This is a genomic window from Pseudomonas sp. YuFO20 (assembly GCF_035064975.1).
GTDB classification, from domain to species: Bacteria; Pseudomonadota; Gammaproteobacteria; order Pseudomonadales; family Pseudomonadaceae; genus Aquipseudomonas; species Aquipseudomonas putida_AE.
This window is the reverse complement of the sequence record NZ_JAXDEO010000010.1, coordinates 86,836-99,672: the sequence shown is the minus strand read 5'-3', so window position 1 is coordinate 99,672 and position 12,837 is coordinate 86,836. Positions and strand designations below refer to the sequence as shown.

Genomic DNA, 12,837 nt, shown 5'->3' with positions numbered 1-12,837 from the left:
CGAAATTGTCCGACGACCTATGGCCAAACATAAATTGTCATGTGTCGGCGCACGAAGTCGCATACAACTGGCGACCCAATCCTGCCCCCTGGAGCTGGCTTGCCAGCGATGGGCCGCGTCAGTCGACATTGATGCCAGCTGTCAGACCGCTATCGCTGGCAAGCCAGCTCCTACAGGGTTCTTCGCCAGGCACGGCATTTGTGTACGACCCGATCACGGGTTCCTTGCCTGGCATTGAATTTGTGTGCGCCCCGATCAACTGTAGGAGCTGGCTTGCCAGCGAAGGCGCCGGGTCAGTCGACATCGATGCTGGATGTTAGACCGCTATCGCTGGCAAGCCAGCTCCTACAGAGGTTCTTGCCTTGCATTGAACTTGTATGCGCCCCGATCACATTTGGGAGCTGGGTATTCATAAGTTTATCGCAATACCGCTGTCGATTTGGCTGGTGATCGTTCGACTATAACTGAACCATCCAAATCCAACGGAGACTCCACCATGCGTTTCATGATCATCATCAAAGCCAGCCAGGACTCCGAAGCCGGCATCATGCCCAGCACCGAACTGCTGACCGCCATGGGCAACTACAACGAGGAACTGGCCAAGGCCGGCATCCTCCTCGCCGGCGAAGGCCTGCAGCCGAGCAGCAAAGGCACCCGCGTGCGTTTCTCCGGTGACAAACGCAAGGTAATCGACGGCCCCTTCGCCGAAACCAAGGAACTGATCGCCGGTTTCTGGCTGTGGCAAGTGAAGTCCAAAGAAGAAGCCATCGAATGGGTCAAGCGTTGCCCCAACCCGATGCCAGGCACCGAAGCCGAGATCGAGATTCGCCAGGTATTCGAATTGGAGGATTTCGGCGAAGAGTTGACACCGGAGTTGCGCGAGCAGGAAGAGCGGGCGTTCGGGCAGGGGAAAAAGAGCTGAAGGTTACAGCAAATACCCAGACGCCTCGCGCCTGCAGGTAGCAACCTCTTGCAGGCGCGAGCCTTGCCACCAAAGCGCGCCCCAATACGCCAGCTTCTAATTACTCCCCGCAACCCCCTGATTTGTATCAACCTTTTAGTACACAAAATTAATACGAACCCGCACACAAAACCAAAGAATTAACCCCTTCGACTAGCGAATCGCTGGTTAACTGCTAGCGTCTACAGACATATCCTACAGGCTGATAGGAAAGAGCTTACGCAGTAACGGCCGCCAAGTGCCGAGTCATCCAAATGAGCCACCAAGGAATCGGGGAATCATGTTGAACAAACCGGGGACGCGCGCCTTTTTTTTGGCGACCTTGCTCGCGCCTGTTGTTTGCGCCCAGGCGGACAACGCCGAGACCGCCAACAAAAGCAACAACCCGCTGAATTTCGCGCCGGGCATGAGCGCTCAGGACTACTACACCCCGAAGTACTACGACACCAACATCCATACCAATGACCTGCTGATACGCGGCACCCTGCCGATTGCGCCCAACGACTACATTAGCGTGCCGCAGTTGATACGCGCCACGGCGCCGATCAGTACCCACCCGGACCCGAACAGTGGCTACAGCACCGGCGAAGGTGACCTGAACCTGTTCGATATTTTCCTGGTGAAGACCGAAGGCGTGCAGTTGGGCATCGGCCCGATGATCACCGCCCCCACTGCCGACCAGGACGAGCTCGGTACCGGCAAATGGCAAGCCGGTCTGGCCGCGGTTGCGATCGACTCTTCACCCCGCGGCCTGTTGGGCGCGCTGGTGCAATACCAGAGCTCGTTCGCCGGCGACCACGACCGGCCCAACGTCGAAAGCGCAACGATGCAGCCCTTCATCATCCATAACCTGGAAAAGGGCTGGTACCTGCGCTCCACCGGCATCTGGACCTTCGACCTGAAGAACGACACCCACTACATCCCACTCGGTTTGGGTGGTGGCAAAGTGTGGAAGGACGGGTCCAATATCCTCAACGCCTTCATCGAACCGCAATGGACCGTCGAGAAAAAAGGCGATGGCATGCCGCAATTCACCCTGTTCGTCGGCCTCAACGCCACTTTCGGTAAATAAGGAATCCCCCGCCTATGCACGGTGCCATTCGCGCAGCCGGTTTCAGCCTGATGACGATGTTCGTCAGTTGCGGAGTGGGTGCCCAGGAACTGGACACCCGGATCGGCAAGATCGCCATGGAAGGCGAACTGCCCGCCCATGACGCCATTGCCAAACTCTATGCCGAACTGGACTTCCAGCAGGCGACCCAGAGTTATCTGTGGGCCTTGCCGCTGGTGTCCTACGCACAATGGCAGGAAGAATTCCGCGACAAGCTGGGCGCGCACAATGGCGACCTGATGGTGCTCGACAGTTATGAAGACAAGCTTGGCGTCATCACCGCCAACGCCACCACACCCTACATCCTGGGTTTCGTCGATCTGAATGAAACCGGGCCGCTCGTGATCGAACTGCCCCCTGGCCCCACTGCGGGTGGTATTGGCGATTTCTGGCAACGGGCGATCATCGACATGGGCCAGACCGGCCCGGACAAAGGCAAGGGCGGCAAATACCTGGTGCTGCCACCGGGTGCCGAACCACCGGCCGATGCAGGCCAGTATTACCTGGCCAGGTCACAAACCATGAACGTGCTGGTAGGTTTTCGCGTGCTCGACCCCGACCTGGCCAAGGGCAAGGCACTGGTCGAGCAATTCCGGATGTACCCCTACGCCAAGCGTGCGGAGCCCAGCCAGACCAAACTGCTCTCCCCCGGCGGCAAAGCCTGGTCCGGCACCCAGCCACGGGGCATGGCCTACTGGGAACGCTTGCACCAGATCATCCAGAAAGAACCGGTCAACGAACGTGATCGCTTCTACATGGCCATGCTCGCGAGCCTTGGCATCGAGAAGGGCAAACCGTTCAACCCGACCGATGTCCAGCGCAAGGCCCTGGAACAAGGTGCACAAGTCGGCGAGCTGATTGCCAAGGCCAACACTTTCGCCAAGCGCTTTCCCGGTGCTCAGTACTGGCCGGACCGGCAGTGGGACACGGTGTTGAACATCGCCGACCCTTCCCAGCGCGTCGCTTACTACGACCAACTGTGGGAACGCAGTGCCTGGTTCTACGAGGCGGTCACCAACACCAAGGGCATGGTTTCGAAAACCCCGGGCCTGGGCCAGACCTACCTCGGCGCCTACACCGACGCCAAGGGCAACTGGCTCGACGGTGCCAAGAGCTATCGCCTGCACGTCGGCGCCAACCCGCCGGCCAAGCAGTTCTGGTCGATGACGGTGTATGACATCGACAGCCGCTGCCTGATCGACAACCCGCAGCGCAAGGCCGACCTGTCGTCGCGCCAGGATCTGAAAAAGAACGCCGATGGTTCGGTAGACCTGTACTTCGGCCCCACCCCGCCAAAAGGCTTCGAGAGCAACTGGGTACAAACCCTGCCGGGCAAACACTGGTTCAGTTATTTCCGCCTGTATGCCCCGACCCTGGCCTACTTCGACAAGAGCTGGAAACTCGACGACATCACGGCCGTGGAATGACGCCGCGTGTTCATTAAGGAAGTGTCATGAATAACCGCATTCTGTTATCCGCCCTTGTACTCACCTTGAGCAGCAGTGCCTGGGCCGATTTCACCGCCACCCCGGAAGAAGCCCGGGGCATCGCCAAGGAGGCCTATCTGTACGGTTTCCCGGTGGTGGAGATGTACAAGACCCTCTACACCCAGGCCGTGGATAAGCAGAGCCCGAACTTCAAGGCGCCGTTCAACCAGATCGGCAACACCGCCAAGGCATTCACCGCCAAGGACACCGCGTTCGTCACGCCGAATGCAGACACGCCCTACTCCTTCGTCTGGATGGACCTGCGCGCCGAACCGGTGGTGCTGTCCCTGCCGCCCATCGAAGAGCATCGCTATTACTCGGTGCAATTGATTGACGCCTACACGCAGAACTTCGCCTACCTGGGCACCCGCAGCACCGGCAACAACGGCGGCCATTTCATGATTGCCGGCCCCAATTGGCAAGGCCGGCAGCCGCTGAACATCGACCGCCTGCTGCGCAGCGAAAGCAACATCGCCTACGCGCTGTATCGCACGCAGTTGTTCGATGACAAGGACCTGGCCAAGGTCAAGCAGATCCAGAAGGGCTACAAGGTTGAAACCCTCAGCCACTACGACAAGCAAAAAGCCCCGCCTGCCGTGCCGAAGGTCGATTGGCCGAAACCCACGCCGACCATGAGCGACACCCCGGACCTGTTTCGCTACCTGAATTTCATGCTGTCGTTCGCCCCGCCCCAGGACGTGGAAAAAGACCTGCTCGGGCGTTTCGCGAAAATCGGCATCGAAGCCAGTAAGCGGAGCAAGTCATGATCAAGCCTTACGTAGTGCGCTCGTTGTTAGCGCTATGCCTGGTCGGCAGTAGTCCGCTGGTGCTCGCAGTCGAGGGTGGCGTTGGCCGGCCAATCACCGGGCAACAAGTGTTTTCCAATGCCGGGATCGTGCCGCCGGAACCGGGCTGGGTGATGTCCCTGACCAGCATCTGGTACGACGGTGATCTCAAGGGCAACTCGCAGATACCGATAGGCGGCGCAATCAGTACCGACCTGGACATGAAGGTGTCCTACACCATGGCCAACTTCACCCATGTCTGGGACACCGGCAAGGGTCGCTGGAACTACGCCTCGGCCATCGGCGTGCCGGTGCAGTACACCGACGTTACCGCGAGCATCACCGGCCCCCGTGGCCGCACCCTGGGCACCGAGGACAAGGCCACCCAGTTCGCCGACATGCTGGTAACGCCGATCGCCGCCGGCTATCACTTCGACGAGGTCAACCACATCTCGTTCTCGCTGCCGATCTACGTGCCCACAGGCGCCTACGACGTCGATCGCCTGGCCAACGCCGGGCAGAACACCTACACCTTCATGCCCACCGTGGCCTTCACCCATCTCGACGGCAAGGGCGGCGAGTTCACCCTGTCCAGCGGGCTGGAGTTCTATACCGAGAACGACGACACGGATTATCAGAACGGCGATCTCTTCACCCTGGACTTGCTGTGGACCCACGGTTTCGGCAATGGCTGGGCGGCCGGCATGGCGGCCGGCTACATCCAGCAGATCAACGACGACTCCGGGTCGGGCGCCAGCAGTGGCTTTCGCGGGCGTTCGGTCGGTGCCGGCCCGGTGATTGGCTGGACCGGCAAGTTCGTCGATGCCCAGGCCAACTTCAGCCTGCGTTGGGTGCCGGAGTTCGACACCAAGAACCGCCCTGAAGGCAACGGCGTCGCCGCCAACATGACCCTGGCGTTTTTCTAGGAGCAGACATGAGCGCACTCAACGACCTTAACGCCCTGCAAGCGAGCATCGCCGAAGCGGTGCTCGGCCAGGACCAGGTGATCCGGCAGATTCTCGTCGGCCTGCTGGCCAACGGGCACCTGCTGCTGGAAAGCCTGCCGGGGCTGGCCAAGACCCGTACGGTGAAGGCGCTGGCCAAACACCTGGACGCGAAGATGAGTCGCATCCAGTTCACCCCGGACCTGCTGCCGTCGGACATTACCGGCGCCGAGGTTCTGCACCAGGTCGAGGGCAAGAACGAGATCCGCTTCCAGCCGGGGCCGCTGTTCGGCAACCTGATCCTGGCCGACGAAATCAACCGCGCCCCGGCCAAGGTCCAGGCCGCGCTGCTCGAAGCCATGGAAGAACGGCAGATCACCGTGGCCGGCAACAGCCATGCGCTGCCGGAACTGTTCATCGTCGTCGCAACGCAAAACCCCATTGAACAGGAAGGCACCTACCCGCTGCCTGAAGCGCAGATGGACCGCTTCCTGATGAAGGTGCTGCTGGATTACCCGAGCGCGGAAAACGAGAGCCAGGTGCTGCGCCTGCTGCGCGAGGAAGAAGTGGCGTTGGGTGCCAGGACTGCGCCGGTACAAGGCTTCGAGCTGTCCCAGGACGTGATCTTCGCCGCGCGCCGGGAAGTCAGTGCGGTGCATGTGTCCCCCGCCATCGACCGCTACCTGATCGACATCATCAATGCCACCCGCCACCCGGCCGATTACGACGCCGACCTCGGGCGCTGGATCAACATCGGTGCCAGCCCGCGCGGCGGAATCGGCCTGGATCGCTGCGCCCGCGCCGATGCCTGGCTGCAAGGCCAGGACTTCGTCTCGCCGGACAACGTGCGCGCCGTGGTGCACCCGGTGCTGCGCCATCGCCTGCAACTGAGCTACGACGCGGTGGCTGACGGCGTAACGACCGATCAGGTGCTCGACCGTCTGCTCGACAAAGTCGCGATTGCGGCATGAATGTCGACGGTCTGGTCTATGTCTCTCTGGCGCAATTGATGGCGCTGGAGTTCAAGGCCCGTGACCTGAGTTTTGCTGCCCGCCAACCTCAAGGCAGCATCCTGGCCGGCAACCATGCGTCGCGCCTGCGTGGTCGTGGCCTGAATTTCGATGAATTGCGCCGCTATCAGCCGGGGGACGATTTGCGTCATCTGGACTGGCGGGCGTCGCTGCGCACCGGCAAACCGGTGGTGCGCACCTTTACCGAAGAACGGGACCGCCCGGCGTTGATCGTCGTCGACCAGCGCATGTCGATGTTTTTCGGCTCGCAACGCAGCTTCAAATCCGCCGTCGCCGCCGAACTCGGCGCCCTGGCGGCGTGGATGGTCTTCAACGCGGGGGATCGGGTCGGCGGGCTGGTGTTCAACGATCTGCGCATCGACAGCATCGCACCCCTGCGCAGCCGCAAGCGCATCGAAGCCTTGTGCAGCCGCATCGCCCAGCAGAATCAGGAACTCAATGCGGCCAATGCCGACGCCGAAGGCGAAGACCAGTTGGACAAGGTCTTGCAGCGGTGCCTGGCGCTGGCCGGGCATGATCATCTGATCTGCATCGTCAGCGACTTTGCCGGCGCGGGCGAGCGCACCTTGCAGCTGATGCGGCAGCTGGCGGCGCACAACGATGTGATCGCCATGCAGGTCTACGATCCGCTGGGGCTGAACCTGCCCAGGAACGGCCGCCTGCTGATCACCCAGGGCCAGTTGCAGGTTGAACTGGCAGTGGAACGCCGCCAGGTGCACCAGCCGTTGGGTGACTTTCTCAGCGGTCGGCTCAAGGACGTGGCCACGCTGCTGCGACGCAGCCAGGTGCCCTTGATGATGTTCAGCACCGCCACCGAAGCTCACGAACAACTGCGCGCCGAGCTGGGCAAACGAGCGGGAGCACGGCGGTGAACCCGAATGTGCCGAGCATCGAGCAACTCAAGGAGATCGCCCTGCCCGCGCCGGTCAGCTACGCGCCGCAGACCTGGGGTTGGTGGGTGTTGTTGGCTGTGTTGGTGGTGGCGGTTGTGCTGCTGAGCGCGCGGCGCTATGTGCAATGGCGACGTGATCGTTATCGGCGTGAGGCCCTGGTGCGCTTGGCGCAGCTGCAAAAGCGAAGTGACGATCTGAATGCGTTGCGCGAGCTTCCAGAATTGCTCAAACGCACCGCCATCTCCATGCCGAACACATCCCCTGTAGGAGCTGGCTTGCCAGCGAAGGGGGCCTTGAGGCGTGCAGTGTTCTGGCGGCCGCCTTCGCTGGCAAGCCAGCTCCTACAGGGTCCCGGTGCGCTTGGGAATGCGGATTGGCAGGCCTTCCTGCAACGGCACAGTAAAGCCCCCCTACCCGCCGATTTCAGCCAACAGCTTGCACAACTGGCCTACTCACCCGATGCCGTGTTACGCGCCATGCCCAACGAGCAGCGCCAGCAACTGTTCAACACCTGCAAACACTGGGTGGAGCATCACCATGTGGCAGCTTGATTACCCCTGGCTGTTACTGCTTTTGCCCTTGCCATGGCTGGGCTATCGCTACCTACCCGATTACCGTGAGGCGCGCAGCGCGGTGCGTGTGCCTTTTTTCGCCGCCATGAGCCGAGCGGTCGGCCAGGCGCCGAGCCAGGCCGGTACGCGCACCAATCACTGGCAATTGCTGCTGAACCTGTTGGTGTGGGCGCTGTTGCTGTTGGCGGCTTCCAGACCGGTGTACGTGGAACAACCCATCGAGCGCCAGCAACCGGTGCGCGACCTGATGCTGGCCATCGACATTTCCCAGTCCATGGAAACCACCGATTTCACCGACGCCAACGGCCAGCAGATCAATCGCCTGGCCGCGGTCAAGGAAGTGGTGCATGGCTTTATCGACAAACGCAAAGAGGATCGCCTGGGCCTGATCGTGTTCGGCAGCGGCGCGTACCCGCAAGCGCCCTTGACCCTCGATCACGCCAGCCTGTCGCTGTTGCTGGACGACACCGGCATCGGCATGGCCGGCCCCAACACGGCGATCGGCGATGCCATTGGCCTGAGCCTGAAACTGCTCGATCAGGCTCATGAGCAGGAAAAAGTGCTGATTTTGCTCACCGACGGCAACGACACCAGCAGCGCCATCACCCCGGATCACGCAGCCGAAATGGCCGCGGCCAAAGGCGTGGTGATCCACACCATCGGCATTGGCGACCCCGAGGCTTCCGGTGAAGCCAAGGTCAACTTGCAAGGCTTGCAACAGATCGCCACGGCGACGGGAGGCAAGTCCTTCCGTGCCGAAGACCGCAACGCCCTGGATCAGGTCTACAGCACCCTCGACCAGCTCACCCCGCATCAGGTGAAAACCCTCAGCCATCAACCCAAACGCGATCTGTTCTGGTGGCCGCTTGGGGCGGCGATTGCCCTGCTCGCGCTCTATCACGTGATCGCCATGCTATCTCCTCGATTGTCCATCGCACGCCAGCGGCAGGAGGCCTGAGATGGAGATCAACCTCAGCGACTTCCACTTCCTGCGCCCACTCTGGCTGTTGCTGCTGCCCTTCGCCGCGTTGCTGCCACTGCTCTGGCGCCGCAGCCGCGACTTGCAGCGGCGTTTGCGCGGCAACATCGCCGAACACCTGCTGCCGCACTTGCTGATTACCCCGCAGGATCAACAATGGCTGCGTCCGGTGCATCTGGTCTGCGCACTGTTGATGATCGGTGCGGTTGCCGCCGCCGGGCCGACCTGGGAACAGGATCGCCCGGATTTCCTGGAGAACCGGGCGCCATTGATCATCGCCGTTGACTTGTCGCCGTCCATGGATGCAACCGACGTGCAACCGAGTCGCCTGGAAGCGGCCAAGCATAAGCTGCATGACCTGATCCAGCGTCGCGCCGGTGCGCGCAATGCTTTGATCGCCTATGCGGGCAGCGCCCATCTGGTATTGCCGCCGACGGACGATCCGGCCCTGCTCGACACCTTCATCCAGGCGCTGGGCACCGAACTGATCGGCAAACCGGGGAAAAACGTCGGCGCGGTGATCGAGCAGGCCAAGCGCCTGCTGGCAGCGGAAAAAACTCCAGGCACCTTGTTGCTGATCACCGACGGCGCCGACACCTTGGCACTGGCCGGCCTGGACAAACAACTGGCAGACAGCGCGCTGCAAGTGCTGATCCTCGCGGTCGGCAGCCAAGACGGCGGGATCATCCGCGATGCCAACGGCCAGCCGCGCACCGACAGCAATGGTCGCCCGGCGCTGGGCAGTTTCGATCAGGCCGCCCTCAAGCAACTGGCGTCAGCCCTGGATGCGCCGCTGGGCAGTCTGACACTCAATGACGACGACCTGGATTGGGTCGACCTGCACGCCCAGCAGCACTTCCAGTCGGCCAGCGATGAACAGCGCGAGCTGCACTGGAAGGATGCCGGTTACTGGTTGTGCTGGCCGCTGCTGCTACTGGCGTTTTTCAGTGTGCGCAAGGGCTGGAGTGTGAATTGGATGGCCGGTCTTTTATTGGCCATCGGTATCGGCTATCAACCGGCACCGGCACAAGCCAATGCGTTGACCGATGCATTTTTCACCCCGGACCAGCAAGGTCGCTGGGCCTTCGAGCACGAACACTTCCCCCAGGCCGCCGCGCATTTCGTCGACCCGTACTGGAAAGGCATCGCCGCCTACAACGCCGCCGATTTTGACTTGGCCCTGGCCAGCTTCGCGCGCCTGGAAACGCCCCAGGCGTATTTCTACCTGGGTAACATCTACGTGCGCCGCTTCAAGTTCGACCAGGCCATCGCGGCCTACAACCAGGCGCTGAAGTTGCAGCCGCAGTTCCCCGAAGCCACGGCCAACCTGGCCCTGGCCATCGCCCTGCAGAAAGACACCGAAGACGCGGAGAAAAACGACCCTGAGGTCAAACCCGACGAAATCAAGATGGACAAGGCACCGGGCAAGGGCCAGAGCAAACAGGTGCAGACCGAACAGGCGGCGTCGGATGCCCAGTGGTTGCAGAACCTGACGACATCGCCGGCGAAGTTCCTGAAACAGAAGTTCAGTTTGCAGGATCAGGTGGGAGGCAGGCCATGATCATTCTCAAAGACCGAGTCGCCTCCTTCGCGAGCAAGCCCGCTCCCATATTTGATCTATGTGCACCGCAAATCCCCTGTGGGAGCGGGCTTGCTCGCGAAGGCGTCAGACCAATCACCGCAAAACTCGGCCTCTTGCTCACCTTGCTGATCTCCACCACCACCCTCGCCGCCGAACCCGACCTGCGCGTCCAGGCCACCCTGCAACCCGCCGACACCGCCATGGTCGGCAGCCTCGTCGAATTGCGCCTGGACGTACTCACCGACACCTGGTTCACCAGCGCCCCCACCCTGCCCGACCTCAAATTGCCCGGCGCACTGGTGATGCCGTCCGATGGCCACGCCGAGCACCTGAACCAGACGCTCGACGGCAAATCCTTCAACGGCATGCGCTACACCTACCTGATCACGCCAAACCTGGCCCAGGCCTTCGACATCCCACCGCTGACAGTGCGGGTCACCCCGGGCCAAGCCACCAGCGAGCTCAGCGCGCAAAGCCAACCACTGCACTTCACCGCGACGCGACCGCCAGGTTTCCAGCCCGGCGAGCCGGTGCTGGTTGCGCAAGGGCTGCGGTTCAGCCAGAAGATCGTTGATTCGTCCTCGCCGCCCAAAGTTGGCGACAGCCTCACCCGAGAGCTTACGCTTCAGGCTGACGGTGCCCTGGCCATGTCGCTGCCGACACCTTCACTGGGCGATGTCAGCGGTCTGAGTCGATACCCGAAAAACCCGCAAATCAGCAATCTGGACGACGGGCGCGGCAACTTCACCGGCGGCCAGCGCATCGACAGCGTGACCTACCGCATCGACAAACAAGGCCAATACAACCTGCCGGCCATCGAGCTGAAATGGTTTGACGCCAGCAGCCAGCAGACCCGCATCGCCCAGGTCCCGGCCGTAAGCATCGACGCCGCCGCCAACAGCGCTTACAAGCCCGTGTTCTCGATTACCGAAGACCTGAAAAAACTCGGTCAGGGCAATCGCCTGCACCTCTCGGGTGTTGCCCTGAGCCTGCTGGCGTTGCTGTCGGGCGTGATTTTGCTCGCCTGGTTTGCCCGCCCGTATGTGCACCGCGCGCACCTCGCCTGGCAGGCCCGCCGCCGTGCCCGCCACGCGGCGTGGCTGCAATCGCCCGACTACGCCTGGCGCCAGATCCCGGCGCAACTGGATGGCCAACCGCCACAACTGGGCGCCCTGTACCTGTGGACCCGCCGCAGCCGCAACGGCCTGAAGCTGACCGGCTTCGGCCCGCGCCTGCAAGCCTTCCTGCGTGCGTGCTACGGCCGCCAGCCGACCAAGGATCAGGCGCTGCACCAACTCAAGGAATCCTTGACTACGCTGCATAGTCTGGACGAACACAAGCAGGAATCACTCGCTACCGCACTGCGACCACTCAACCCCGTTCACGAGAAGGATGTCCCATGATGAGCTCCGTATCGCTGCGCCAACTGCACGGTTTCCGGTTTCTATTGACCCTTGCCCTGAGCCTGCCATTGCTGGTGCAGGCCGCTGAGCCGTTGCCTTCCTGGAATGATGGTCCGTCAAAAAAGAACATCATCGAGTTCGTGCAAGCGGTGACCGATCAGGGCAGCAAGGACTTCGTCAAACCCGAGGACCGTATCGCCGTGTTCGATAACGACGGCACCCTGTGGAGCGAGCAGCCGATGTACTTCGAGTTTCTGTTCGCCCTGGAAGAGGTCAAGCGCACCGCAGCGCAGCACCCGGAGTGGAAAACCACCCAGCCGTTCCAGGCCGTGCTGGAAAACGATCACAAGGCCCTCGCCGCCAGCGGCCTCGACGGCATGATGAAAATCTTCGGTGCGACCCACACCGGCATGACCACCGAAGCCTTCGACGACTACGCCAAGACCTGGCTGACCCAGGCCCGCCATCCGAAAACCGGCAAGCCCTACACCGAGATGATCTTCCAGCCGATGCTGGAAATGCTCGACTACCTGCGCAGCCAGAACTTCAAGACCTACATCGTTTCCGGGGGCGACACCGGCTTCATGCGCGCCTTCGCCGAAAAGGTCTACGGCATCCCGCCCGAGCAGGTGATCGGCACCACATTTGTCACCACTTTTGACTACAAGGATGGCCAGGCATCGATCCTGCGCACTCCGAAACTGGCCCACAACGATGACGGGCCGGGCAAACCGGTGAGCATCGACGCCGTGATCGGCCGTCGACCGATTCTCGCCTTCGGCAACTCCGACGGCGACCTGCAGATGCTGCAGTGGACCGCGGCCGGGCCGGGCAAACGATTCATGGGGCTGGTGCACCACACCGACGCCAAACGCGAATGGGCCTATGACCGCCAATCGCAGATCGGCCGGCTGGACAAGGCGCTGGACGAAGCAAACAAACGTGGATGGACCGTCGTTGACATGGCCGCCGAATGGCGCCGGATCTATCCGTTCGATGCCGCCACAGCCGGGCAAGTGCAATAAGAAAGCGTAACGCAGGACTGCAATAAACGTTTGTCGTATTCAAGCGACGCCAATGAGCAAAAAG

Annotated in this window: 11 protein-coding genes and 1 pseudogene; all 12 read left to right on the top strand. The window is 61.7% G+C overall.

The features are described 5' to 3' along the window. Positions 1-496: 496 nt before the first annotated feature. Positions 497-922 carry a YciI family protein gene (locus SOP85_RS07965; RefSeq protein WP_323626615.1) on the top strand — a complete coding sequence of 142 codons (426 nt, stop codon included), beginning with the start codon at positions 497-499 and terminating at the stop codon, positions 920-922. 319 nt (positions 923-1,241) lie between these two features. Beyond that, positions 1,242-2,033: a hypothetical protein gene (locus SOP85_RS07960; RefSeq protein WP_274076948.1), complete on the top strand. Its 792-nt coding sequence runs from the start codon at positions 1,242-1,244 to the stop codon at positions 2,031-2,033. Positions 2,034-2,047: 14 nt separating this feature from the next. Further along, a complete protein-coding gene (locus SOP85_RS07955; protein ID WP_323626614.1) occupies positions 2,048-3,499 on the top strand; it encodes a DUF1254 domain-containing protein in 1,452 nt (483 codons plus the stop codon). 26 nt (positions 3,500-3,525) lie between these two features. Then, positions 3,526-4,299: pseudogene (locus SOP85_RS07950) on the top strand (DUF1254 domain-containing protein); the annotation flags it as partial. Positions 4,300-4,322: 23 nt separating this feature from the next. Beyond that, on the top strand, positions 4,323-5,270 hold the full coding sequence (locus SOP85_RS07945; RefSeq protein ID WP_323626612.1) for a SphA family protein: 948 nt from the start codon (positions 4,323-4,325) through the stop codon (positions 5,268-5,270). An 8-nt stretch (positions 5,271-5,278) separates the two neighbouring features. Beyond that, positions 5,279-6,259 carry an AAA family ATPase gene (locus SOP85_RS07940; RefSeq protein WP_323626610.1) on the top strand — a complete coding sequence of 327 codons (981 nt, stop codon included), beginning with the start codon at positions 5,279-5,281 and terminating at the stop codon, positions 6,257-6,259. Next, a complete protein-coding gene (locus tag SOP85_RS07935; protein ID WP_323626609.1) occupies positions 6,256-7,191 on the top strand; it encodes a DUF58 domain-containing protein in 936 nt (311 codons plus the stop codon). Before SOP85_RS07940 ends, SOP85_RS07935 begins: the two co-directional genes overlap by 4 nt. After that, positions 7,188-7,763, top strand: a complete 576-nt coding sequence (locus SOP85_RS07930) for a DUF4381 domain-containing protein (protein ID WP_323626607.1) — start codon at positions 7,188-7,190, stop codon at positions 7,761-7,763. Before SOP85_RS07935 ends, SOP85_RS07930 begins: the two co-directional genes overlap by 4 nt. Then, positions 7,750-8,742, top strand: a complete 993-nt coding sequence (locus tag SOP85_RS07925) for a vWA domain-containing protein (RefSeq protein WP_323626606.1) — start codon at positions 7,750-7,752, stop codon at positions 8,740-8,742. The genes SOP85_RS07930 and SOP85_RS07925 overlap by 14 nt, the downstream gene beginning before the upstream one ends. Before the next feature lies 1 nt (position 8,743). Then, positions 8,744-10,324 carry a VWA domain-containing protein gene (locus tag SOP85_RS07920; RefSeq protein ID WP_323626605.1) on the top strand — a complete coding sequence of 527 codons (1,581 nt, stop codon included), beginning with the start codon at positions 8,744-8,746 and terminating at the stop codon, positions 10,322-10,324. Further along, positions 10,321-11,748 (top strand): hypothetical protein, encoded by a 1,428-nt coding sequence (locus tag SOP85_RS07915; protein ID WP_323626604.1) that lies wholly within the window; start codon positions 10,321-10,323, stop codon positions 11,746-11,748. The genes SOP85_RS07920 and SOP85_RS07915 overlap by 4 nt, the downstream gene beginning before the upstream one ends. Continuing rightward, the gene (locus SOP85_RS07910; RefSeq protein ID WP_323626603.1) at positions 11,745-12,773 is read left to right on the top strand and encodes an HAD family hydrolase; all 1,029 of its coding nucleotides are present in this window, start codon (positions 11,745-11,747) and stop codon (positions 12,771-12,773) included. Before SOP85_RS07915 ends, SOP85_RS07910 begins: the two co-directional genes overlap by 4 nt. Positions 12,774-12,837 lie beyond the last annotated feature (64 nt).